This window comes from Pseudomonadota bacterium (assembly GCA_030859565.1).
GTDB lineage: Bacteria > Pseudomonadota > Gammaproteobacteria > JACCXJ01 > JACCXJ01 > USCg-Taylor.
In genome coordinates, this window is the sequence record JALZJW010000006.1 from 21,059 (window position 1) to 44,931 (window position 23,873).

Below are 23,873 nucleotides of genomic sequence, written 5' to 3' on the forward strand. Positions count from 1 at the left end.
GTACCGCCCGACCGCGGTCTGGAGGCGCTATGGGGCCGCCGGTCCTTGTTCCATCTCCAGGGGAAACCGCTCGTCGAGGTTTTCTTGCCGGATCTATGTCCGTCTTCGATGTTCCCCGAACGCTAGTATCCAAGTGGCTGCGGCGCGTCACCACGCACCCGCGCTGGTGGCTCATCAAAGATCGGTCGCTGCAGTACGCACGCCTCATGCGTCTCGATAAGCCCATCGGGATCTTACTGCTCTTGTGGCCTACGCTGTGGGCGCTTTGGATCGCTGGTCATGCCCGTCCCGATCCCGGAGTCCTCGTGGTGTTCGTGCTCGGTGTGATCCTGATGCGCTCGGCGGGATGCGTGATCAACGACTACGCCGACCGGGGTTTCGATGCGCGGGTCGAGCGCACGCGTAACCGGCCCTTGGTGACCGGAGAGGTCAGCCCCAGGGAGGCGATCGCGCTTTTTTGCGGCTTGCTCTTGATGGCCTTCCTGCTGGTCATGCTGATGAATACCTTGACTGTGCTCTTGGCCTTCGCCGGCGCGCTGCTCGCGGCGACCTACCCCTTTATCAAACGCTACACCTATCTTCCCCAGGTGCATCTCGGCCTCGCCTTCGGTTGGGCCGTGCCGATGGCGTTCGCGGCGCAGACGGGGAGCGTGCCCAAGGTCGGCTGGCTGCTTTTGATCGCGAACCTGCTCTGGTCGGTGGCCTACGACACGATGTACGCGATGGTCGACCGCGAAGACGATCTCCGCATCGGAGTTAAATCCACCGCGATCCTATTCGCCGAGGCTGACCGCTTGATCACCGTCATGATCCAGGGACTCATGCTGATCACAATGCTGATCGTGGGTAAAGAGGCGGGGATGGGATGGGTCTATCACATGGGGCTCGCGGTGGCGGGAGGGTTGGCAGTGTACCAGCAATACTTGATTCGAAATCGCGACCGGATCGGGTGTTTTAAGGCATTCATTAACAACGGGTGGTACGGAGGGGTGATTTTTTTGGGGATCGCCGGGGATTATATTATGCGCTAATATTCAGGCAGCCAGCTGTAACGGGGCGTGCCGCCGTAAAAGACGGTGACGGATCCTGGATCAATAGCCGGGTGCGTAAGAATCTAAACCGGGCCGCGAATCGCCGACTCACGCGTTACCGAATGTGATCGATCTCGCACCCGGCCGCATCAAAGCGGGGTCAAAAAGTTTCGGAGCAGATCATGGCCATGATGGGTCATGATCGACTCGGGATGAAACTGCACGCCGAGCAGCGGGTGTTCGCGATGCCGGATCCCCATGATCTCGTCCCTTTCGCCGCCGGGGGTTTCGGTCCACGCGGTGATCTCCAAGCAGTCCGGCAAGGTCTCCTGGGCGATGACCAGCGAATGGTAGCGGGTCGCTTGAAACGGATTTTCCAGGCCTCGGAATAGGCCAGTGTTGCGATGCCGGATCAGCGATGTCTTGCCATGCATGATCTCGCGCGCATGCACGATTCGCCCGCCGAAGGCTTGTCCCATCGCCTGGTGACCTAGACAGACGCCTAAGATGGGGACCTTAGCGCAGAAGTAGGTGATCACCTCGATGGAGACGCCCGCTTCGTTCGGCGTGCACGGTCCCGGTGATATCACGATATGATCCGGCGCCAGCGCCTCGATTTCCCGGACGCCGATTTGGTCGTTGCGGTATACGCGCACGTCCGCCCCCAACTCACCGAGGTATTGCACCAGGTTGTAGGTGAACGAATCGTAATTGTCGATCATCAGAAGCATATCGCGGCTATTCTTTTGTTCTTTATGGCATCATCCCAGGATTTTCTACTTTGATACCCGCATGGATACCCGCTTGGGATACCCGACGCCGAAAGTTTGGAACCGAAAGCACGAATAGCGGCTATTTTCGCCTAGATTGGCCCAGGTATAAACCTGCATCTTCATCGGCTCACCCGATGCGCGTCAATCCCGCGGCTTGTTCCAGTAGCGCCCGCGCCAGTTCCCGCAGCATCGGCCGGTGTCCGCCTTTGAAGCCATTTTGCGAAACCTTCGCCTTGCCCTCTTCCGACTTCGGCCCGGTCGATTTCTCCCACGGTTTCCAGCGGGTGTCGGGGTCGGTTTCCTCGATATGCGCTAGCCGTACCCGGATCAAGGTTTCATCGTAGGCGGTCAGGGGGGTGGTTAGTCCGTTCTCTCAAAGAAGTCTCCATTCGCCGAGAGAGAGACGGCTAGCAGGCGGTTGAAGGCCGTGCGCATCGAGCGTCTGCACATCGTCCATGCCCCAGAGGCGGAATCCCCCGCGGAACGCCGTGAGGTTGTTTCCCACCCGCACACCCGGTGGCAGCAGTTTCATGTGCTTGGCGTTACCGCCGCCCAGCACGATGTAATCCACCTGGAACGCCTTTTGTAGAGGGGGAACGGCCTCCGCCACCCATTTCCTCCATGTTTTCTTCCCGACTTTTTCTAGGCTCCGTCGAGCCAAGAGCGCGCTGAGCGTGCTGTCTCTGAAGGGAAGGTCTCCCAGCTCGAGTGTGATGATTATGTGTTCGACGATAAGCGCCGATCCGATGCCTGTGCCCAAACCGAGAAACAGCATCCGTCCGCCTTCATAGCCGCCGAGCGCCTGCATGGCGGCGTCATTCGCCATTCGCACCGGACATCTAAAGGCGCCGGTGAAGTCGAAGCCGACCCAACCCGGACCGAGATTGCCGGGTTCCCCTAGAGGACCGTTTGCGCCGATCCGCGCCGGTAGCCCTATCGAGACGGCCTCATATTTCCATCCCTTTGCGAGTTGTTTTACTTGCTTCACCATAGCGAGGGGGGTGAGCTCTGGGCCTGATGGCATCTTTCGCGCGTCCGTGGCGCCGCTCGCCAAGATTTTGACCTTCGTGCCGCCGATGTCGACCGCAAGGATGCGCCTCGGCGCCGACGGCTTTCGTTTCTGTATCGCAGTACTTGTCTTAGTCGCCATACGCATGAGCGTGGTGGAAATAGATAGATACTACTGCCCCGACTGCGGCGGCACTCTTGAAGATCATCGAGCTTGCTCGTTACGTTTCACACCCTTCGTGCCCCGAAGGTAGCCGCCGCGCCAGCATGCATTTTCAACGTCATGCCAATGAATTTCAACCCATAGGGGTTCGCTTATTCAAGGTGACGCGCTAGGCGCGTCGAGCGGGTGGGTTACGGGCTGCGCGCCTCACCCGCCCGATGCGCTTTGGCTTAGGCACCGATGGGAAGCGTTAGAGAAGACGTGCCGCAGCCGGTACAATTCGAGTTACTGGTAAAAAGCGAGTTGGAAGCCATGTCGAACGCACCCTCTACGGCCCGTCAGACGCCGCTCTTTTCTTGGCACGCCGCCCACGGCGCCAGAATGGTCGGATTCGGGGGGTGGACAATGCCGCTACATTACCAGAGCGGTATCCTGCGGGAGCATCTCGCCACGCGCGGGCGCGCGGGTCTTTTCGACGTTTCCCATATGGGGCGGTTCAAGATCGAGGGAGAGGCGGCCGAGGATTTCGCGCTTACGCTGCTGACGAATAACGCGGGATCTCTGGAACTACTTCAGGCGCAATACACCTTCCTGGCCAATGAGCAGGGCGGTGCGATCGATGACGCCTACTTGTATAAGGTGGCGCGGAGCCAATTTCTCCTCGTGGTCAACGCGTCGAACCGTGCCAAAGACTGGCTATGGCTACAGAGCCATAAATACGCGGGGATGGATCTTTTGGATGTGAGTGAAGAGACAGCCATGATCGCTATCCAAGGCCCTGCCTCGGCTTCAATTCTTGAAGCCGTCGTCGGCAGGGAAGCGCTGCCGGAGAGCAGAAGAAATTGCTGCCGTATCGCGAGGGTCGATGGACAACCGCTGCTCATCGCGCGTACCGGTTATACGGGCGAGGTGATCGGTTTTGAATTGTTCCCGAAGTCGGAGCATCTCCCGGCGCTTTGGGAACGGCTAATCAGCCTCGGAGCGGTCCCCGCGGGGTTGGGCGCGCGCGATACGCTTCGAATCGAAGCCGGACTGCCGCTTTACGGTCACGAATTGGGCCGGGATCACGACGGTAATGACATCCCTATTTTCGCGAATACATTTGCGAGCTTTGCCGTCCGGGTCCCCGATCGACATGATTACATTGGTCAGGCGCGGTTAGACGATCAGAGAAAAGAGCTTCAATTGATTAAACGAGGCGAGTTACACACGCCGCTTGGCGACCGCATCTTAAAGCGCTTAGTGCGGCCGATCATGAGTCGTACTGACAAGCGGCCTTTCAGGGCCGGATCGAAAGTTTTCCGCGGCGATGAATTGCTTGGTTATGTTAGCTCGGGGACCGTGGCGCCGTATTTCTGGAAATCGGATAGAGAGGGTAAAGCAATGGAAACCGAGGAGCCGTTGCTGCGGCCCATCGGCTTGGCCTTAATCGATTCCACGCTCGGGTATCGGAACGATCCATCCTTGGTACTGCGGGTGATCGATGATCGCGGCCGCGGCATGGAGGCCGAGTGGGTGACCAGCAATCTCGTCGGCGCATACGACGCGCGTCCTGCTGCGAGGTGACGCGCTTCGCGCGTCGAGTCGGTACGGCGCGGCGCCTAAACCACCCGTGGGCTAGATTTCATCCGGCAGATTAGCAGGGTGCAGGCATGCACCGCTGTTAAAGTGCTGTCGGATACTTCTATGATCAAGAACACATCGCCGGGGCCCGGATGCGCGTCGAAATAGCGGCGCTTCTGCAAGATCGCTATGTCGGGATACACCTCACCGTAATCCCCTAGCTAGCTGCACTGGATTCTGAACGCGGATACGTGACTGGGGCCCGCGTCTCGAATCGGGCGCGCAGCCGGCGGCGCTCGATTTCATCTTCGTCGGTTGCCCGCCAGTTGTGAACGGGCACGGTCTTGGGGCAGAAGCTTTGCGTTCTATAGGCGCCATGCTGGTTTGAAGGATAAGGAATTCGCGCTTATCTGGCGACTGAATCAGAGGGTGCCGCCGGCTCCTTGGGTCAGCGCGCGCCGTGCTCTCCCTAACCGGGGATCTAGCCATGAGCTTTTGCCCGTTGCCGGCCGTTCCTCGCCGGCATAGCTCGGCCGGCGGCGTTATTGCACCGCAGCACCTATTGGTTTATCGTTTGTTATGGTTACAAATGACTCGGGAGGGCGGGCATGAACGCAATTGCGAAAGGCTTTTACAGGTATGTGGGGTTGGTGAGCGGCATGGTCCTGAGCGCGGGCGCGGGCGCCTTGGAGTGCGGGGACTTCACCTTCCCCAAATGCTCGGCGCCCGATGCTCAATACGCCGGGGGTTTTGATCCGGGCGCCGGATTCGGCGGATTTGGCGGTGGGGAATGCAAGGCGGTACGGACACCGGTGGTCTTTATCCACGGTAATGCCGATCGCGCCATCAGTTGGGACTCGCCGGTACAGGGCGGCGTGGCCGGTTATACCCCCCCGGTCCGCTCCGTGTACGAGGAATTCAAACAGCAGGGGTACAACGACTGCGAGCTGTTCGGCGTGACCTATCTCAGCGCCGAGGAACAGCAAGATCCGCAGGATAACTTCCACCGCCGGGGCAAGTACGAGATCATCAGTAAATTCATCGACGCGGTACGAGCCTATACCGGTAGCGCCACGGTCGATCTCGTGACCCATTCGCTCGGGGTGTCCATGGCTATCGCCACCCTCGAGGCCAACGACGCCTGGGCCGGCATCCGCCGTTTCGTCAATATCGCCGGCGGCATACGCGGCCTCAATTCCTGCCTCTATGTCGGTCCCGCCAACCCCGTCGTCGCAACCTGCGGTTCGCAGAACATCTTCGATCCCTACGTGTTCGGCTTTTACCCCGCCTATAACCGCTGGACCGGCGCCTCGGACGAACACAGCCTGCGCCTTATCCCTGGCCGCTACCGGCAGGTGCTGTTCTATACGCTGTACGCCGGCAAACACGATCAGGTCCATTGCAGCACCGCAAAGGGTTTCAGCGATTGCACCAAGGGTGCGCTGTTCGCGGCCGGGCGCAACGTGCGGGCGCAGCTTGATGTGGGTGCGGGCTCGACGGCCGGCCGGGTCGATTTTGATTTTACCCGGTTGGTCCCGGTCCCGGCGCAGTCGGTCAAGGTCAACACCATGGGCGGGGATACCGACGGTATCGGCCATTTCAAGGCCCGCAACGACACCGGCGCGATTATCTACACCATGCTGAACGGGGACTGTAAAAAAATTTCCTGTCAGGGGCCATATCGGGGCGGGCCGGTGCGAGCCAAGTGACAACTTTTGGGAGGGCACACATGGTCCTCGGCGCGCTGCCCCTATTGCTGTGCCTATTGCTGCGGCGCACAAACCTCGGCTATCATGCGCGCATTGCTCCCCGGTTGAAAGAGGGAAATCAGCATGACTACCCTGTTAGATGTCCGCGGCACGATGACTCTGGACTACGAACGCATCCTCACGCCCGAGGCCCTGGCGTTTGTGGAAGAGCTGGTCAAGAGATTCGGGCCGCGGCGTAAAGAGTTACTGGCGATCCGGGTCCGTCGGCAGCAGTTCTTCGATGCCGGCGGGCTGCCGGATTTTCTTCCCGAAACCAAGTACGTCCGTGAAGGCGAGTGGAAGGTCGCGCCCATCCCCGCCGATCTGGTGGACCGGCGGGTGGAGATCACTGGTCCGGTCGAACGCAAGATGATCATCAACGCGCTCAATTCCGGGGCGAATACCTTCATGGCGGACTTCGAGGACGCCTCGAGCCCTACTTGGGAGCAGATGATGGATGGGCAGGTCAACCTGCGCGACGCGATCGACGGCGCCATCTCCTACACCGGACCGGAGGGCAAGGTCTACCGGCTCAATGACGGCAAGCTCGCGACTCTCATCGTGCGCCCACGCGGCTGGCACATGAAGGAGAAGCATGTGCTGCTCGACGACGAACCGATTCCCGCGAGCCTGTTCGATTTCGGCTTGTTCTTTTTCCATAACGCCAAGAAACTGATCGCCAAGGGCACGGCGCCCTATTTCTATCTGCCCAAGATGGAAAGCCGCAAGGAGGCCCGCTTGTGGAATGCTGTATTTCTCTACGCCCAGGACGCGCTCGGTATCCTGCGGAGGACCATCCGCGCCACGGCGCTCATCGAAACGCTGACGGCCGCCTTTGAGATGCACGAGTTTCTTTACGAGCTGCGGGAGCATGCGGCGGGACTCAACTGCGGACGCTGGGATTACATCTTCAGCTTCATCAAGTGCCTGCGCAATCACCCCGAATTTGTGCTGCCGGATCGCAGCCAGTTGACCATGAACCAGCACTTCCTGCACTCCTACTCAAGGCTCTTAGTTCAGAGCTGTCATCGCCGCGGTATTCATGCGATGGGCGGAATGGCCGCCCAGATCCCGATCAAGGAGGATGAGCTTGCCAACGAGGAGGCCCTCGCCAAGGTGCGGGCCGATAAGGAGCGCGAGGCCAAAGACGGTCACGATGGAACCTGGGTGGCCCATCCCCTGCTCGCGCCGATCGCCAAAGCGGTATTCGACAAGCACATGCCGGGACCGAATCAGATCCACAACCTGCGAGAGGATGTACAGGTCACCGCCGCGGACCTGCTGCGCATGCCCGAGGGCACGATTACGATGAAGGGACTGCGGCACAACATCAGCGCCGCGCTGCGCTACACCGACTCCTGGCTGAGCGGGAAGGGGGCGGTGCCGATCGCCCATCTGATGGAAGACGCGGCGACCGCGGAGATCTCACGGGCACAACTCTGGCAGTGGATCCGCTATCCGAGGGGTGTGCTGGAAGACGGCCGCAAGATCACCCTGGACGTGTTCCGCGAGAGCCTGACTCAGGAACTGGCCCAAGTCCGGGAAGAGATCGGAGAGCAGCAATTCGCAAGCTGCAAGTTCAACGAGGCCGCAAGGCTCCTGGATAAGCTGGTGACGACGACCAAGCTACCGGCGTTCTTGACCTTGGAAGCCTACGGCATGCTGTAGGAAACCCGCGGAAGGCTTGCTTTAAACCGAAGGTTTCCTGCGGCCGTTCAAGACTCGCACTCGATGCGGAAACGGCGCGGTCTCACCGCGTCTTCCGCGATCCGCTGCGACGCCCACCGATCCGTGCTCGTGCCGTACCTAAGCCTCCCATCCGGAATCGAAGTTATCCTCCATCCAAGCCGGAGGTACTCATCGATTGACCTCATCGATTGCTTTCTGCCCGCTTGGGATGGCCATGCACACTCGCGCCGGTAGGGTTTAAACCGTTCCGGTCTTGGTACCGAGGCGGTGCGAGATCGACGATCCTTGCATTGACATGCGGTGGTGTATCGGGTGTGATACCAAGCTTTTTCTCGGCGCGCTCCTCAAGAAAAGTGATCAGATGTTCTCGGAGCCGGTAATAGTCCGGATGGTCCATGATCTCTTTGCGATCGCGCGGACGCGGAAAACGCACGTTTAATATCTTGCCGACCTCCGCCTCCGGCCCGTTGGTCATCATCACCACTCGGTCGGCGAGATAGAGCGCTTCGTCGACGTCGTGGGTCACCATAAACGCGGTCTTCTGATCGCGCCCCCACAGATCCAATAACGCCTTTTGTAATTCAAAACGCGTCAAGGAATCGAGCATCCCAAAAGGTTCATCCAAGAGCAACATCTTGGGCGCTAAGGCGAATGCGCGCGCTATACCGACACGCTGGCGCATGCCCTGGGAAAGCTCCGCCGGCCGCCTGTGCATCGCGTCCGCGAGGCCGACCAGGCTCAGATAGTACTCGGCGAGATCATGCCGCTCTGTCCGGCTGGCCTTGTAATAGACCTGATCCACCCCGAGCATCACGTTTCCGAACGCCGAGAGCCAGGGCAACAGACACGGGTATTGAAACACCATGCCGCGATCGGGTCCGGGTCCCTTTATCTCTTTACCGGCCAGCACCATGACGCCGCTCGTGACTTCGGTTAGGCCGGCCAGCATGGAAAGCACCGTGGTCTTTCCGCAGCCGGAATGCCCTATGAGGCAAACAAACTCGCCTGTATTCACATCAAGATCGAAGTCTCTTACGATCACCGCCGGACCTTTTGGCGTAGCGTAAATCTTGGTGAGACGAGAGATAGTCAGAAATGCGCTCATACGGGTAAAGTTGTAGATTTTTCCGTTGTTAGCACAGCGGTTAAGTCTCGATCTCCACGGTCTCTTTCTTGAATTCCTTGCTGCGCAGGGGGCCGCGGCGGAACAGCGAAGATGGTGAAGGCTTACCATAGGATAAATCTTCAGGTTCTATCTCCGGCAGATGGAGTTTACGGGTAACGGTCTTGCGGTGTTTTACGCCAACACCCAGGAGAAAGTCCATCACCTGGTGCCGGGTCTGCTTGAACCGCGGGTCGTGATTTATGGCTTTACGGTCGCGCGGCCTAGGGATCTCGACCGGCACGGCGGGCCCCAGCGTCGCATCGGGGCCATGGGTCAATGGAATGATGCGGTCCGCGAGCAGGATGCCTTCATCCACATCGTTGGTGATGAGCACCACGGTTTTCTTATCCTGATCCCAGATCTTAGCGATCTCGCCCTGGAGCGTTGCCCGGGTCAGCGCGTCGAGGGCGCTGAGGGGTTCATCGAGCAACAAGATCCGTGGGTCGGTGGCCAATGCGCGCGCGACCGACACCCGCTGGCGCATGCCCCCGGAAAGCTCAGCCGGGCGCTTTTCCAGCGCGGGCAATAGATTTACCATGTCGATGTATTTCTCCGCGTGAGCCTCCTTTTGGGCGGGTGACCAGTCCCGGAAAACCTGGTCCACGGCCAGATAAACATTTTCATAAGTCGTCAGCCACGGCAGCAGCGAATAGTTTTGAAAGACTATCCCGCGGTCCGGACCTGGCCCGCTTATTTTAGCGCCGTCTAAGGTGATGGTGCCGGTATCGGGCTGGATCAATCCTGCCATCAAAGAAATGAGCGTGGTCTTGCCGGAGCCCGAATAACCGACGATGGCGACAAACTCGCCGTTTTCGACTGAGAGATTTATGTCGCGCAGGACCGGCGTGATGACGCCGTTGGAACGGTAAGCTTTGCTGACACGCTCTAATTCCAAGAAAGCCATGGCCGCTATCTCAAATGGTTTTGAATCGGGATTCCACCAAGCTCATGAGCCGGTCGAGTATGAAACCGACAAAACCGATGGTGAGAATGCACAAGATAATGTGCTCGTAGATGAGGCTGTTGTATTCCTGCCAGAGGAACCCGCCGACGCCAGGCACGCCGGTCAGCATTTCCGCCGCGACAATGACCAACCAGGCGATGCCAAGGCTCAACCGGAAGCCGGTAAACATGTAGGGCATGGTGGCCGGGATTAATACCTTGAACAGAGTTTTCACCCGCGACAATTTCAGGACCCGCGCGACATTGAGATAGTCTTGGGGGACCGAACGTACGCCCACCGCGGTATTCAATACCGTGGGCCACATCGCGCACACGGCGATGGTAAAGAGCGCGGCCGGTTCCGATTTCTGGAACAGCACCAGACCCAACGGCAACCAGGCAAGCGGCGAGACCGGACGCAGGATCTGAATAATGGGATCGAAGCTCTTGGCAAACATCTTCGAAAGCCCGAGGAGAAGACCCAGCGGCGTGCCTATCAAAATGGCCAGTACGTAGCCCTTGGCGACCAGCACCAGCGAATACCAGGTGAACCTGAGAATACCCTGGTCCAGCTCGCCGCGTTTCGCAAAAGGCTCCACGATGTAGAGTTTGCTCACCTCCCAGGTCTTCAGAGGGGAAGGCAGGTTGGTGCCCGGCAGCGAGCTCCACAGCGTCCATATCCCAATCACGGCCATTCCTCCTAGCATGGGCAGGACGAGCCAATCAATGTCATATCTGTTCTTGCTCATAGCGATGGTTCTCCACATGGGTAACAGTTTGATTACATGATCAGTACTGTCTACTATCCTTTCATGCTGTGGACTTCGAACGCAGTGGCGTACTCTTCCGCCTTTGCAGGATCAAACGTCTTGCCGTCGAACAGGGTTTCCGGGGCGTTACTGAGCCCCCCGTGCTTATAACCGATCTCCTTCATCGCCTCCTCATAGAGATCCGTCCGCATCACCTGTTTGGCAATGCCCTCGTAATCGGGCGGGCCCTCGACCATGCCCCAGCGGCGAAATTGGCTCAGAAACCACTTTGCGTATTTCGGTTGAGGATAGTTGCAGTTACGCTCGCTGAAGATCATGTAGTTGGGGTCTTCCGTTTTGCGGCCGTCGCCGAAATCGTAATGACCCTGCAAGCGGCTCAGGATGATTTCCGGCGGACAGTTAATGTAAGTCGCCTTGGAGACGATCTCGGACTGCTCGGAGCGGTTTTCCATCTTGTCCAACCACACGCTCGCCTCGTGCAAGGCTTTCAGGACAGCCTTCACGGTCCTTGGATTCTGATCCGCAAATTCCTCGGTGAAGGCGCACACCTTTTCCGGATGATCCTTCCAAATATCTTGGGTGTTGACCGACGTAAACCCGATCGCTTCGATGACGGCGCGTGCGTTCCACGGTTCCCCGACACAAAATCCGTCCATCTTCCCCACATTTATGTTGGCTATCATCTGCGGAGGCGGAATGGTGATGAGGGCGACGTCCTTGTCCGGGTTGATCCCCCCCGCGCCAAGATAAAAACGCATCCACATGGCGTGCGTCCCGGGCGGGAACGTCATCGCGAAGGTCATCGGTTCGCCTGCTTTCTTTGCCTCCTCAACCAGCGGTTTAAGGGCTTTGGGATCGGCCACCACCTTGCCTTTCAAATCGGCTTTCAAGGTAATGGACTGGCCGTTGCGGTTGAGGATCCACGGGGCGATCATAGGTTTCTTAGGCGAACCCAAAAGCCCCATGGTGGAAGCGATCGGCATCCCGATCAGCATGTGAGTAGCCTGAATATCACCGTTGGAGAGCGAGTCGCGAATGGCTGCCCAGTTGGCGCCTTTGCTGACCGTGGAGTTGATGCCGTATTTTCTGAAGAAGCCCTTCTCGTGGGCGATGACGATCGGAGAGCAGTCCGTGAGCGCGATCATCCCGAACTTTATATTCGAGGTTTCCGGCCCCTCATCGGCATAGGCCCCGCCGATCCAGCCTCTTGGCAGCCCGGATGATAGTAGGGCCGCGGCACCCAAGCCTTTGGCGGCCGTGGTTAAAAACTGACGGCGGCTGATCTCCGATGCTCCTGCCGAAGCGGACTGTGTTTCATGCGTTGTGACGTTACCTTGGGATCGATCCGCTGCGTTGTTTTTCATGGAATTGGTTCTCCGGTGCATAAAAACGCCGCTGCTGCAGGCTTGCGTCGTCGGGCGCTCTAGCGCCACGCAGCGCCGTGTTCCAGCGCCCTAAAACTTAAACTGCACATAGGTCCAGGCCTTCTCGAGATCGAAGGCCTGCCCCGAGATGCTGTTTCGCGCCTGATTGAGCGCATCGCCAGAAGCGTCGTAATAGGCGTATTTGACCCCGACGAGGAGGTTATTCGCGATCGGTTTCTCCAGCACCAGGTCCCATTCCGTGCCGTAATCGTAATCGGCGTCATTCGCCGAAAAGTCGTGCCACATGGCCATGAAAGTGGCGCCCCAGACTTTCATCTGCAAGGTGACGAAGAGGTCCTCGATGCCGTCGGCCGGGGTGATCAGGAAGCGGTCGGCCCAACCTTGGAAGGTGTGATTCGTGCCGAGAGGCGTCTGGAAGGCGCGAGCGACGCGCCCGCCGCAACAGCCGGTCACCAGCTCTGGGCCATCGCCTTCCAACACCTCGTAGCTCGCTTTCACGGTAACCGCCTCGATGGGACTATCGATGAACGTATGGGTGGCGCCGAGTTCGCCTAGGTAATAGTTGACATCGATATCGGCTGGGTTTTCGGCATAGTCAATTTGATGTGCGAGCTCACCGGTGTAGAGGATGGAAACCGGGTAGCTGATGAGGTCATACGCACCTTGAAAACGCAGGCCGAAGGTGGCCGTCGAAAATCCCTCCGACGCATTGCTTTCGAAGGCCAGCAAATAGGTATACGGTTCGAATTTCCCGTACGGGAACCCGCTGTACTGTACATTAATGAAGTGACTGTCCATGCGAAAGTCACTGCGGTCCGGGATCTCGTTGTCCTCGCCGAAGATGCGGTTGGTGTTCCACACATAGGCATAGTCGATCACCGTTGCCGGCAGATATTCGTTCAGCGCCCGGAATCCATCGAAGCTCTGCCAGTTCTGCCGCCATAGGATATTGCCGATGTAGCGGTGCAAGGGCGCCTGGCGATGTTCGATCTCCTGACGCCCGAGCTTGAGTGCGGTATAAGGGAGACCCGCGTAGCGAAGATTGGCCTGCTGGATCTCGGTGCCCTCCGGGTCCACCACCACGGCCTTGTCGACGACGCCGTTGGCGCCCCCGTCGTTGTAGGCATCGTTGTCGGCCGCGCGTACGTCCTCGAACTGGACGTAGGCCCCGAAGTCATAGAAGAGCCCCGTGCTGTACCCGAGCGCGGTGCGTAGGGTGTTCGCGTAGGCCGCTTCGAGTGGCCGATTGTCCGTCGGCGGGCAGCCCGAAACTACGCAATTATCGTCATCCACGAATTCAAAGCGATAGCGCAGGTACAGGTCTACCTTCCCTCCCGTCAACGCATCGATAAGGTTGTCGCCGGCGTAGAGTGGGCCGGCCACGCCCGTGCCCAAAAGGCCCACGAACGCGGCGGTATAATGTCGTGATCGAACGGCGCGAGTCATAAGGATTTATCCTTTCTTCTTGATACATCGGTATTGCCGAACCGGGACAGGCTTCTTTGCCCTCGCGTTCGACCGCACCGCTACGGTCCAGCCACCCCGCTCCGCCGTTCGCCCTAGGCACCAGGCCCGGCGCGACGGATCTGTGCGGGTTTACAGCAATCCCGGGACCACGTTGGTAACGCGTTGATCTGACGATTTATATTCTAGAAGGCCGCACTCGGACGCATCTGCCGGCGGTTCAGCCGCACCATCATGGTGAGCGCGCACACGCGGATGGCCCGTCCTAGTGCATGCGGTCAGGAGGCAGCACCCAGGCGGCGAAACGCGGCCACGGCCTTTGGGAGATCCCGCGCATAGGCTGCGTTGGGGAGACACAGTGGCGCGAGCAAGGCACAGGCGGTGAGATCGGCCCTGGAGAAGCCTCCCGAGCCCGCCAGGTAGCGGCGCCCGCGCACGGCCTCGTTCAGGTGCACCAAAGCGGCGCGCAGTTGCAACTCGGAGCGCGCGGCGTTCTCGGCGTCGATGCGCATGCTTGCGCTGGCGCCGGAATTGGTCGGCATAGGAACAGGTACGTCCAGCGTGCCGAATCTGATGACCTGAAAGGGGCGCCAGGCGTGAAAATGACGAAAAAAGGAGGAAAATGACTGCAAATCATATGCTGTAGTCATTTCCACGCAAAGACCGCAGCCTACACGGTCAGATCGCCTTGGCTACTTGGTCCGCACTCGTGCGTTCGAGAACATGGCCGGACAACTATAGCGCGACGCATTAGAATACGTACTGAAGCTGCGGTCTCAGCTCCACGAGGTCCGCGCTGGCTGTGCCTGATTCGATGATGCCCAACCGGATGCGGAAGGAGAGCCCTTCAAGAAATCCCTTCAAGGCGTCGTAGGTGAGATCGATGTCCGTCTCCGTCGTATCCGGAGCGATGTCGCGCTCGTAGGCGACAAAACTCACCCTGGCAGTGAAAGGGTCCCAGAATTTGTAGTCGAGCGCGACTCTGAAGGCGTCGCCAGCGTCGCTATTCTCCAGCGTCTCCACCATCGAATTCGTGAACAGCGGGCCGGTGGCAAAGGAGAACGGCGCCAGCACAGCCCCGTTCCTGAACGCGCCGCCCTCGCTCACGACGTGGTTGTAGGCGAATAGAAGGCCGAAAGGACCCCGCTTGCCACTGATCTTTACGCCGAAGCCGTTCACATCGACGTCCCCCAGGAAGTCGTCGCCACTATTCCCTTCATAAATATACTGTGCCGCCAGATCGGGGGTCACGCCCCAGACTTGCGGGAAGGAGTAATCGGCCTGCAGATAGGCGACGTGAAAGAGATCGGGAAAGAAGTAGCCCCAGCCTTGCAGCTTCATTGATTTCGCACTGTACACCGCACCCATAATGCCGGTGCCTCGGTTGGAAGATTTCGCCATCCCCAGGCGATCGGTGGTGAACCGCCCAACGTTCACGAACTCGTCGCTCGGTCGATTCTTGATGCGGTCCAGGTAGTAGGCACTGACCGTCAGATTCTTGATACTCGTATTCGAGAGACTGATCGTCTCGAAGGTAATAGGGATCATAAAGGCGTCCGAAGGATTTGCGAGCGGCGTGTCGATTTTCTGCCGACCGATGCCGAACACGGTGTCGAAGCCCCGATACTGAAAATAGGCCTCGCCGAAAACATACGCATCGTCGGGTAGGTTAGTATTCCTCCGCGCCGGGTCCTCGTCTCTGGTGCCTACGTCGTCTGACATGTAAAAGGTCCCACCCACAGTAGCACCGTACAGGGGTGCAGTTTCGGCGTGCAGGTGTCCACCCAGGGCGAATGCCGAGGTATCGGGTTTGGTATCAAAGTCCCTGAAGTTGTAGTAAGAGCGAACCGCGCCGCTCACCTTCCCTTCCGAGATGACTTCCTTGAGGGTTTCCGCGCCCAGTGCAGTAGTCGGTATACTCAGGCTAGTGATGATTAGTAGACCGAAGACCCATGTCGCTCTCATGACTTCTCCTCCCGGCGACGTAAAGGTTGGTGATCGATTAGGACAGGATGCGCCTGGCTCAACTTCTCCTACCCCGAGTTCCTGTCATAACAAGTGGACCTCAGAAAAAGTTTCGCCACCAGGAACCATCGTTTGTTCGCAAATCGGAATTACTTCGCGGCGCCGAAACTCGCGAAGTATTGCGCCAGCGCCTGAAGCTCGCCTTCGCTCGTGGCCGACACTACCGCGCGCATCACGCCGTCGATATCGTTGCGGCGCTTGCCGTGTTTAAAATCCAGCAGCTGCGTTTCCAAGTATGCCGCGTGCTGCCCGGCCAGACGCGGATTGCCGCCACGTCCCTCGCCGTTGGCACCGTGACAACTGCTGCACGCCGGAATGCCGCGTGTGCCGTCACCGCGCCGGTGGAGCTGCTCCGCGGTCTTTCGATCCTGCATCGCCGCCAGCGTCGCTGTGCTGCGCGGCGACTGCGCATTGAAGTAGCGCGCGACCGCGGCGATATCGGCGTCGCTCAGTAGTTCCGCCGTCGCTTGCATGGTACCGGCGCGCTGGTGCGACCGGAAATCGCGCAGCTGTTTGACCAGGTAGTCGACCGTCTGCCCGGCCAGACGCGGGAATCTCTCCATGCGCGAATTGCCGTCGAGCTCGTGACAATAACCACAACGTTCGTGCGGTGCTTGCCCGCTGCTATCGATAGAGTCCGCCGCAGCCGTTCCCGCCCCGAGCCACAGCAGCGTGCCCACGACACGGGCAACGAGCGCCGGGATGCCGGTCGGCGGTGCCACGCGATCACGTGCTGGGTACCGTGGTTGGCCGCGGCGCCTGCGTATACAACGCTATGATGGAACTCAACTGCCGTGCGACCTGCGTCGGTTCGAGCGGCGGAACGAAGCGCGCGTACACGCGCCCCGCGGGATCGAGCAGAAAAATTTCGCCGCTGTGGCTCACGCGGTAGTCGCCGACGGCCGACGGTTGTTCCAGGCGATGGAAAGTCGCGAACGGTTGCTCGAGCGTCTTTATCTGCGCGGCGTCGCCGGTCACGCCGATGAAACTGCGGTCAAAACCCGACAGATACTGTGCCAGATGCGCCGGCGTGTCGCGCCCCGGATCCACACTGACGAACATGTAGCGCGGCTGCGCGAGTTTGGGATATTGCTGCGCTAACGCCCGCTTGATCGCGCCGAACTGTGCCAGGTTAACCGGGCACACGTCGTGGCAGTGAATGAATCCGAACGTGAGCAAGGTCCATTGACCGACGAACGAAGACTCGGTGACGGTCAGTCCGTGCTGGTCGATGAGGCGCAGCGGCGTGAGTTTTACCGGATTGCTCAGCAGCACGTCGCGCAGATCGTCCGGCAGCACCGCCGGGCGCGTGCCCGCGAGTAACCATCCAGCGGCGCCGGCCAGCGCGAGCACGGCAGCGACTCCCAGGGCTCTCGACCTCCAGTGCGGCGTCATGAATTACAGCTCGTCGTGTTGCTGCGCGAAGGCGCGCAGCGATTCCGCCCGTATCAGATCGATGCAGCGCCGCTTGGTCGCAATGTAGTGCTGGTCCGACACAACCTCGACAGCGCGCGGGCGCGGCAGCTCTACTTTGATGTCGGCGATCAGCCGCCCCGGGCTCGCGCTCATGACGATGATGCGATCGGCCAGGAACACCGCCTCGTCGATATCGTGCGTAACGAAGATCACGGTAATGCCGAACTCGCCCCAGATCTGCAGCAGGTCTCCTGCATCATGGCGCGCGTCTGCGCATCGAGCGCACCGAAGGGTTCGTCCATCAATAATACGTTCGGATAGTTGGCCAAGGCGCGCGCGATACCGACGCGCTGTTTCATACCGCCCGAGAGCACGGCCGGGTAACTTTTCTCATGCGCGCTCAAACCGACCATGCCCAACAACGTGCGCGCGGTCGCATCGGCCTCGGTCTTCCCCTTCTTAGCCATGAGCGGTCCGAAACTGACGTTGTCCCGGACCGTCTTCCACGGAAACAGCGAGTGCTGCTGGAACACCATGCCGCGATCGGGACCCGGTTTTACCACGCGCGCGCCGTCGACCTTGACTTCGCCCGCCGTCGGCTTCACGAAGCCGGCGACGCAATTCATCAGCGTCGACTTGCCGCAACCCGACGGACCCAGCAGGCACACGAACTCGCCGGGGCGCACGTCGAGCGTGGCGTCCTCGACCGCGACTACGCCGCCCTTGAACAGGACCGTGACATTGTCGAGCGCGACATGGCCCTTCGAGACCGGATGATGCTGACGGTGCAGCTTTGGCAGTGCCGGCAGTGGCGCTTCAACCACGACATCCTCGATGCCGGTATGGGTCGTTGTCATTTCATGGGGCAAGCACGTGGGACGCGGCGGCCAGGTCACGTAGCTGCTGCACGATAATGCCGACGAACAGCGCCAGGCCGAGCAGCGTCAAAATCATTCCGGCCGGCTCGAGCCACAAGGCGAGCGAGACGCCCATGCCGAGCATGGCGAGCGGCACGACCCAGGAGGGTGTGGCACAGCACACGACCCACGTGAGCGTGGCACTGGTCAGGCCAACGAGCGCCGTGCCAATGCCGGCGGTCGCATAGGCCCGTGCCGACGAGGTCGGGCAGGCGACCTCTTTACTTTTCGTCACCAGCACCGCGACCGTTGCGATCAGCGTACTGGTCAGGAACACCAGCAGCATCTTCGGCGGGATCAGCATGTAGCTCCAGGTCGCGATACCGTAGTAGTACGGATTCTTGTAACCGGTCTCGAACCAGGGCTCGTCCACCAGGATCGCGAGCGCATCCGACAATGCCGGCGTGCCGTCGAAGATGAGTTTGTAAGCGCCGAACACGTCATGGAACACGACGTAGTTCGGGATCTCGCCGAAACGCAGCATCGTGAGCGCCAAGAGCCCGACGTAGTACAGCACCACAAATCCCACGCTAACGGCGAGCCAGCGCGCACGCTGACGCGCGATGGTGTGGCACATGACGTCGAGATAGCCACGCATCAGTCACGCTCCTCCTGCCAGCGCAGCGCCGGCTTGGACGCCTGACGCACGAGCCAGGTTGAGAGCGTCCCGAGTGCGCCGATGGTGAGCATGCCGACGATGATGTTGGGATACTCGACCAGTGAGTACGAGTTCCACGTGAAGTAACCGATGCCATATTGGCCGCTGATGATTTCGCCGGCCAGCAACGAGAACCACGACACGCCCATGCCGATGGCGAGCCCGGCCATGATGCTCGGCAGTGCGCCCGGCAAAATGACGTGCCACAACATCGACCAGGTGTTGGCGCCGAAAGACAGCGCTATCCGAATCAGCGTGTCCGGTGTCTGTTGCACGCCGTGCACGGTGTTCAACACGATCGGGAAGAAGGCACCGAGGAAGGTGATATAAATGATGCTCGACTCCTCGGTCGGAAACATCAGGATCGCGAGCGGGATCCAGGCCACCGCCGGGATCGGCCGCAGGATTTCGATGTAGGGCATCATGATGTCGGTGGCGATGCGCAGGCGACCCATGAGCACGCCGACCGTGACGCCGAGACCGGTCGCGAGGGTGAAGGCGATCAGGATGCGTCTCATACTCACGCCAATGTGCATATAGAACTGCGGAGTGGACAGCAGCTGCAGGAAACGCTCGCCGACGACCATCGGTGTCGGGATGTTTTCAAAACTGATGATGAACTTTAGCTTGGCGGCCGAGGCCAGCTGCCACAGCAGGATCGCGCCGACGATAGCAAGCGTGCGTACCAGATAGCTGCGCCAGGGAATGCCGGCTGGCGTCTTGCGCCGCGCTGCACGGCGTCGCGCCTTGGCCAACAGCACGTCGGGCATCGCGGTTGGCAGCGTGTTCGCGTCAGCGATGGCGTCGGACAGCTCGTCCATGCCTTGCGTTCGATCCGCGCCAGCCCTGTTTTTGCGTTCATGTTGAATCCCGTGCATCGCTAAGGAGTTCGCGATTCGCGTTACTGGTTTGCCGCTACTGCCGTGCCGGTTGGGCGTTGCGGCGTGGCAGCCGCTTTCAGCACCTCGTCGAAGCGCCCCAGTGTGCCGCCGGATGCCTTGCCGAATTTCTCCGCATCCGGCTTCCGCATGAAGGCGGTGACGTTGCCGTTCTTGGCTGTCACAAAGTGCGCCACGTGGCCGAAGATCTTGATACCGGTGATCTGGTCGTATACATAGGCCGCGCGCAGCTCGCCATCCGTCTTGAAGCCCTCCGCTGCCTTGAGCATAGCCGCCACACTCGGATAGCTGATGACGCCCTTCTTCGCGTGCCACAGCTCCGCCGGCGGCAATTTATTGAGCGCGGTCTTGGGGTCGTGGATGACGTTGAGATCCTTGTCATAGTCTCGGCCAAGTGCCTTGTAGGCCTCACGGATATAGCGATCGTCGATCCACTTGGCGAAATCCAGCGGTGGGATCTGCATCTCGGTTGCTAGCACCAGGTGGTCGAGTTTCAGGGTCTCGATCCACTTCGTCTTGATGGTCGGGTCCAGGGTGAGCGTGCCGCCGACGCTGAAGTACAGGTACTGCACTTCTTTTTCCACACCGGTCCACTTCTCGAGCATGGTGGCAGTCCGCACCGGGTCCTTGCGCACCCAGTCACCGGCCTCGATTACGGCCTTCATGAAGGCGACCAAGATCTCGGGATATTTCTCGGCGTAGTCCTTGCGCACCACGACGCCGTGCAGATACGGCACGCTGGCCTCGCTGCCGTCGAATATCTTGCGACCGGTACCGCGGAACTCCATGATCTCCGACCACGGGCAGAAATCGGCGTGCGCGTCGATCTTGCTCTCGGCGATGTTGGCCGCGCCCACGGGCGGGCTCTGGTTCTTGATCTCGATATCGCTCTGCGCCAGGCCGCTGTCCCGTATCGCCTTCAACGTCATGCCCCAAGCGGCGCTGCCGACCGGGACCGAGATCGACTTGCCTTTCAGGTCCTTCAGCGTGTGCACGTCGGACTTCAACGGCACCACGACGGCGTTGCCCGAACCGTGCAGGTTATAGCCGGTGCCGGCGATGTAAATCGTCTCGAGGCTCTTGGTCTGCTGAAACTTGGCGCCGTTCACAATTAGCGGATAGTCGCCCATGACGCCGAAGTCGAGCTTGTTCGCCAGCATCTGGTTGGTGACCGGCGCACCCGACTCGTAGTCCTTCCAGTCGAGTTCATAGGTCGCACCCTTGTACTTTCCGTCCTTGGGCAGATACTTCTCGATCAGGTGCAGTTCTTTCACGATGATGCCGGCGGAGTACGTGTCGGTGCACTTGGTCTGGTGGCCGATGGCAATCCGGATGGCTTCTGCGTTGGCGGCGCTGCTGAGTCCCAACAACAGTGCCGCGGTCACTACACTCAAAAGTCTCATGGCTCAATCCTCGATGTTAACTCTGCTAGTTGTGTTGTCCATGTTGCATGCGCGAATCGTCTGATTCGATTTGACGCCCGGTCCCAGGGAGACCTTATCGCGCTTGCTTGCATGGTAGAGATCTCTGGTCCGAAGTAATGATGATGCGGTCGTCCGTTCACTCCGCTGCTGCCATTGCGAGCACTGTAACGCGGAAGAAATATTCACCACAAAGAATATATTTATATTTTTATATAACTATGGATCCGGGACGCGAGGTGCCCGCGCTAGCCGCGCAGCTCCTGGGCCGTCAGGTTCACGGTATGTTCCCGGTCAGTAGAAACGCGCGCGGTGGTCCATGCGCCTTGGTTTCGGCCGATTCCGCGGCGGTATCGGAATTTTATTAGGCAAGAGCTTTGCCCTTCTCCGCCATCTCGACGCAACCTATTTATTTATTGAGATTTCCAGGATCGTAAGCGGATTAAACCCGGCACCGAAGTGATAATGGCATGCTCCGTTATGGAGCCGTCATGCCTATAGATGCCCCATAAAGGTGCGTCGGACCGCTACCGGCCGACCCGGTGACCTACCAGATCCCGAGCCCGGCAGGCGGCGTGCAGATGGAAACCTTCATCCCCTGGACGCTGGTCAAGCGCGGGGTAAACGGCAGGTCTTCACGCTGCTAGACGCGCCGGAGGAGTTCCGGAGGCCGCTTAGGAGCAGCGGGAGCGGGACGCGGCGCAGCATGCGCCCCTGATCCGGGCGTTGGGGCTGGCGCACCACTGGCAGCGGCTGCGGGACGAAGGCAAGTACCGGACGATCACCGAGATCGCTGCCACCGAGGGGCTCGACCGGGGACAGGTGAGCCGGTTTGCACAGCACGCCTCGACGATATCGGGCGCGAGTCGCGTCGCGGCGCTGCTGGCCGACATAGCGAACGCGCGCGACGGGCTGTCTGCAGACACGGTGCAGGAGGTGCTTCAAGCAAGCCCGTAAACTGCGCAAGGCTTTCGCAAGTCTCTCCGACATCGATTTTTTCCCCGGCGAGGCCCAGCGGCAAGCGGATGTGCGGCCCTCCAAGAGCTGGACCTTGCAACGGCTCGGGTGCTCGCTCCGGATGAGCCGCGCCCGGTCGAGGGCACGATCTCACGCCGGTCGATCAGCGACTACCAAGGGCGCATCTGGGCGACCCGGCGACACCCTTGGGTGGATCGACTGGCCTGCGCCTGCCGATCTGGCGCTTCATCGACCCGCAGGCTCGCCTGCTCTGGCTGGCCTCCCCAAGCGACTGTCCGGTCGATGCACTCGGTTTCGACTTCGACGGCGCGACCTTCAGCCACGTCGATGGCCACGTCACCTTCGAGGTGCTGTTGGCCAGCTTCAGTCTTGAGCATGCGGCGCTTAAGCGGCTCGGCGCACTGGTGCATTACCTCGATGTCGGTGGCGTGCAGCCACCCGAGGCGGCCGGGGTGGAAAGCGTGCTCGCCGGTCTGCGCGAAGCCATCACCGACGACGATCAAATGTTGGCCGGCGCGAGCGGCGTGTTCGACGGTCTGCTCGCCGCCTTCGACAAAGGAGTACCCACCCCATGAACCAACCCGATGCGCTCGCCATCAAGAGCACCGAATCCATGCCTTCACCAGCGAGCTTCTGGCAGGCCTTCGCCTTCTGGCTCAAGCTCGGTTTCATCAGCTTCGGCGGCCCGGCTGGACAGATTGCCACCATGCACGAAGAGTTGGTTGAGCGCCGGCGCTGGATCTCGGAGCGGCGTTTCCTGCACGCGCTGAACTACTGTATGGTCTTGCCCGGCCCGGAAGCGCAACAACTCGCGACCTACATCGGCTGGCTAATGCACCGGACATGTGGCGGCATCGTGGCAGGCGCCGTGCTGCCTTCGCTATTGATCCTGATCGCCCTGTCGTGGGTCTATATCGCCTTCGGCGACGTGCCACTTGTCGCGGGGCTGTTCTACGGCATCAAGCCCGCCGTCACGGCCATCGTGGTGCAGGCCGCCGGGATCGATACGTCCATCATCATTTCACCGTCCCTACAGCATCAATGACCGCCCGACCAACGATGGTCGCGCTCAGCACCTGCGCCGCCGCTTTACCGTTCAACCTAAGTCCGACAGGCTGCTAGCCGAAACCGATCCGGATACCGCGCTCGGGCCCCTGCAATCGGCGGTTGCACCTACCGCATTGCGCTTAGGCCTAGGGCGGGGCAAAAAGTGCTTAGCTTGCAAACCGTCCCCGGCCAAGGGGCGCCGCCCACCCCACGCTGTGTCAACGAGCAGGGCTTTAGTCTGCATGCCGGGGGTGCGGCTCGGCATCAATCAGGGCCACAAACTTGAGCACCTGTGCCGCTATATCACCCGCCCCGCCATCGCCAACGATAAGCCAGATACATGGGCTATCGCTGTAAGCTCCTACGCTTTTTCGGGGACTGGGCCCCGAAAAAGTGGCCCCCGGGGCAGCGCATATCGACAAAAATTTGTCGATGTCGTTCTGGTAAGGGTCTACGCTTTTCGGAGAACTACGCTCCGAAAAGTGGCCCATGTCGGGGCAGTTCGTGGCACCGCAACTATCGACAATTTTTTGTCGATGTTGTTTCGGTAAGCGCCTATACATATAAGTCGACCCCATCGACGTCGAGAACGCGCCCACCCGAACCCGATGCGGTATAGAGAGGACGCGGCGGCCAATGGAGAGTTGGTACGGGTGTTGCCCCCCCGGCATGACTCTGCGGGCGCGCTCATAGAGCTTCGCGGAACGGGAGTTCAGATTCCGGAAAGATGTGTGTGATTACCATGTTGACGCGGCTGATGTCAACGATCGGAGGGCTGTCAGAGAGGTTGTGCAAGACCGGTGCGGTCGTG

19 protein-coding genes and 4 pseudogenes are annotated in these 23,873 nt (G+C 59.9%); 7 read left to right on the forward strand and 16 right to left on the reverse strand.

The window, feature by feature from the left end; translation table 11 throughout:
• Positions 1–173 precede the first annotated feature (173 nt).
• Positions 174–1,031, forward strand: coding sequence for a 4-hydroxybenzoate octaprenyltransferase (gene ubiA / locus M3436_01930; protein ID MDQ3562934.1), 858 nt, complete (start codon positions 174–176; stop codon positions 1,029–1,031).
• Between the two features lie 149 nt (positions 1,032–1,180).
• On the opposite strand, the gene M3436_01935 is transcribed toward ubiA, so the two are convergent.
• The 3 genes from M3436_01935 to M3436_01945 all read right to left on the reverse strand — a co-directional run bounded on the left by M3436_01935 (position 1,181) and on the right by M3436_01945 (position 2,954).
• Positions 1,181–1,762, reverse strand: coding sequence for an aminodeoxychorismate/anthranilate synthase component II (locus M3436_01935; GenBank protein MDQ3562935.1), 582 nt, complete (start codon positions 1,760–1,762; stop codon positions 1,181–1,183).
• 169 nt (positions 1,763–1,931) lie between these two features.
• Positions 1,932–2,135, reverse strand: a complete 204-nt coding sequence (locus tag M3436_01940; protein ID MDQ3562936.1) for a hypothetical protein — start codon at positions 2,133–2,135, stop codon at positions 1,932–1,934.
• 42 nt (positions 2,136–2,177) lie between these two features.
• On the reverse strand, positions 2,178–2,954 hold the full coding sequence (locus tag M3436_01945; GenBank protein ID MDQ3562937.1) for an ROK family protein: 777 nt from the start codon (positions 2,952–2,954) through the stop codon (positions 2,178–2,180).
• Between the two features lie 261 nt (positions 2,955–3,215).
• Here M3436_01945 and gcvT point away from each other — a divergent pair, with 261 nt between their 5' ends.
• From gcvT to aceB, 3 genes are all read left to right on the forward strand, one after another.
• Positions 3,216–4,541 carry a glycine cleavage system aminomethyltransferase GcvT gene (gene gcvT, locus M3436_01950; protein ID MDQ3562938.1) on the forward strand — a complete coding sequence of 442 codons (1,326 nt, stop codon included), beginning with the start codon at positions 3,216–3,218 and terminating at the stop codon, positions 4,539–4,541.
• Positions 4,542–5,146: 605 nt separating this feature from the next.
• Positions 5,147–6,247 (forward strand): lipase family protein, encoded by a 1,101-nt coding sequence (locus M3436_01955; protein MDQ3562939.1) that lies wholly within the window; start codon positions 5,147–5,149, stop codon positions 6,245–6,247.
• A gap of 123 nt (positions 6,248–6,370) precedes the next feature.
• Positions 6,371–7,954, forward strand: a complete 1,584-nt coding sequence (gene aceB / locus M3436_01960) for a malate synthase A (GenBank protein MDQ3562940.1) — start codon at positions 6,371–6,373, stop codon at positions 7,952–7,954.
• Between the two features lie 202 nt (positions 7,955–8,156).
• On the opposite strand, the gene M3436_01965 is transcribed toward aceB, so the two are convergent.
• The 13 genes and pseudogenes from M3436_01965 to M3436_02025 all read right to left on the reverse strand — a co-directional run bounded on the left by M3436_01965 (position 8,157) and on the right by M3436_02025 (position 21,001).
• Entirely contained in the window at positions 8,157–9,080 is a 924-nt protein-coding gene (locus M3436_01965) for an ABC transporter ATP-binding protein (GenBank protein ID MDQ3562941.1), read from the reverse strand.
• Between the two features lie 40 nt (positions 9,081–9,120).
• Complete coding sequence (locus tag M3436_01970; protein MDQ3562942.1) at positions 9,121–10,044, reverse strand: ABC transporter ATP-binding protein; 924 nt, start codon at positions 10,042–10,044, stop codon at positions 9,121–9,123.
• Between the two features lie 10 nt (positions 10,045–10,054).
• Complete coding sequence (gene ntrB, locus M3436_01975; GenBank protein ID MDQ3562943.1) at positions 10,055–10,831, reverse strand: nitrate ABC transporter permease; 777 nt, start codon at positions 10,829–10,831, stop codon at positions 10,055–10,057.
• Positions 10,832–10,884: 53 nt separating this feature from the next.
• Complete coding sequence (locus tag M3436_01980; protein ID MDQ3562944.1) at positions 10,885–12,216, reverse strand: ABC transporter substrate-binding protein; 1,332 nt, start codon at positions 12,214–12,216, stop codon at positions 10,885–10,887.
• Between the two features lie 90 nt (positions 12,217–12,306).
• Positions 12,307–13,683 (reverse strand): alginate export family protein, encoded by a 1,377-nt coding sequence (locus M3436_01985; GenBank protein ID MDQ3562945.1) that lies wholly within the window; start codon positions 13,681–13,683, stop codon positions 12,307–12,309.
• A 296-nt stretch (positions 13,684–13,979) separates the two neighbouring features.
• Positions 13,980–14,243: a hypothetical protein gene (locus M3436_01990; GenBank protein ID MDQ3562946.1), complete on the reverse strand. Its 264-nt coding sequence runs from the start codon at positions 14,241–14,243 to the stop codon at positions 13,980–13,982.
• Positions 14,244–14,451: 208 nt separating this feature from the next.
• Entirely contained in the window at positions 14,452–15,666 is a 1,215-nt protein-coding gene (locus tag M3436_01995; GenBank protein ID MDQ3562947.1) for an OprD family porin, read from the reverse strand.
• A gap of 149 nt (positions 15,667–15,815) precedes the next feature.
• A complete protein-coding gene (locus M3436_02000; GenBank protein MDQ3562948.1) occupies positions 15,816–16,448 on the reverse strand; it encodes a c-type cytochrome in 633 nt (210 codons plus the stop codon).
• Between the two features lie 4 nt (positions 16,449–16,452).
• Positions 16,453–17,079, reverse strand: a complete 627-nt coding sequence (locus tag M3436_02005; protein ID MDQ3562949.1) for an SCO family protein — start codon at positions 17,077–17,079, stop codon at positions 16,453–16,455.
• Positions 17,080–17,124: 45 nt separating this feature from the next.
• A pseudogene (locus tag M3436_02010) lies at positions 17,125–17,951 on the reverse strand (ABC transporter ATP-binding protein).
• Positions 17,952–18,000: 49 nt separating this feature from the next.
• Positions 18,001–18,657: a hypothetical protein gene (locus tag M3436_02015; GenBank protein MDQ3562950.1), complete on the reverse strand. Its 657-nt coding sequence runs from the start codon at positions 18,655–18,657 to the stop codon at positions 18,001–18,003.
• Positions 18,657–19,538 carry an ABC transporter permease gene (locus M3436_02020; GenBank protein MDQ3562951.1) on the reverse strand — a complete coding sequence of 294 codons (882 nt, stop codon included), beginning with the start codon at positions 19,536–19,538 and terminating at the stop codon, positions 18,657–18,659. The genes M3436_02015 and M3436_02020 overlap by 1 nt, the downstream gene beginning before the upstream one ends.
• Positions 19,539–19,618: 80 nt before the next feature.
• Positions 19,619–21,001, reverse strand: coding sequence for an ABC transporter substrate-binding protein (locus M3436_02025; protein ID MDQ3562952.1), 1,383 nt, complete (start codon positions 20,999–21,001; stop codon positions 19,619–19,621).
• Positions 21,002–21,579: 578 nt separating this feature from the next.
• On the opposite strand from M3436_02025, the pseudogene M3436_02030 reads away from it, so the two are divergent.
• The 3 pseudogenes from M3436_02030 (at position 21,580) to M3436_02040 (ending at position 23,012) form a co-directional block, all read left to right on the forward strand.
• Positions 21,580–21,868, forward strand: a pseudogene (locus tag M3436_02030) (LacI family transcriptional regulator).
• Positions 21,869–21,980: 112 nt separating this feature from the next.
• Positions 21,981–22,590, forward strand: a pseudogene (locus tag M3436_02035) (chromate resistance protein).
• Positions 22,587–23,012: pseudogene (locus M3436_02040) on the forward strand (chromate transporter). Before M3436_02035 ends, M3436_02040 begins: the two co-directional pseudogenes overlap by 4 nt.
• The last annotated feature ends 861 nt before the right edge of the window (positions 23,013–23,873 follow it).

Excerpts from the sequence above, each read along its gene's own strand:
- M3436_01935 (MDQ3562935.1), bottom strand. The coding sequence starts at position 1,762 with ATGCTTCTGATGATCGACAATTACGATTCGTTCACCTACAACCTGGTG.
- M3436_01945 (MDQ3562937.1), bottom strand. The coding sequence starts at position 2,954 with ATGGCGACTAAGACAAGTACTGCGATACAGAAACGAAAGCCGTCGGCG.
- gcvT (MDQ3562938.1), top strand. The coding sequence starts at position 3,216 with ATGGGAAGCGTTAGAGAAGACGTGCCGCAGCCGGTACAATTCGAGTTA.
- M3436_01955 (MDQ3562939.1), top strand. The coding sequence starts at position 5,147 with ATGAACGCAATTGCGAAAGGCTTTTACAGGTATGTGGGGTTGGTGAGC.
- aceB (MDQ3562940.1), top strand. The coding sequence starts at position 6,371 with ATGACTACCCTGTTAGATGTCCGCGGCACGATGACTCTGGACTACGAA.
- M3436_01965 (MDQ3562941.1), bottom strand. The coding sequence starts at position 9,080 with ATGAGCGCATTTCTGACTATCTCTCGTCTCACCAAGATTTACGCTACG.
- M3436_01970 (MDQ3562942.1), bottom strand. The coding sequence starts at position 10,044 with ATGGCTTTCTTGGAATTAGAGCGTGTCAGCAAAGCTTACCGTTCCAAC.
- ntrB (MDQ3562943.1), bottom strand. The coding sequence starts at position 10,831 with ATGAGCAAGAACAGATATGACATTGATTGGCTCGTCCTGCCCATGCTA.
- M3436_01980 (MDQ3562944.1), bottom strand. The coding sequence starts at position 12,216 with ATGAAAAACAACGCAGCGGATCGATCCCAAGGTAACGTCACAACGCAT.
- M3436_01985 (MDQ3562945.1), bottom strand. The coding sequence starts at position 13,683 with ATGACTCGCGCCGTTCGATCACGACATTATACCGCCGCGTTCGTGGGC.
- M3436_01990 (MDQ3562946.1), bottom strand. The coding sequence starts at position 14,243 with ATGCCGACCAATTCCGGCGCCAGCGCAAGCATGCGCATCGACGCCGAG.
- M3436_01995 (MDQ3562947.1), bottom strand. The coding sequence starts at position 15,666 with ATGAGAGCGACATGGGTCTTCGGTCTACTAATCATCACTAGCCTGAGT.
- M3436_02015 (MDQ3562950.1), bottom strand. The coding sequence starts at position 18,657 with ATGCGTGGCTATCTCGACGTCATGTGCCACACCATCGCGCGTCAGCGT.
- M3436_02020 (MDQ3562951.1), bottom strand. The coding sequence starts at position 19,538 with ATGGACGAGCTGTCCGACGCCATCGCTGACGCGAACACGCTGCCAACC.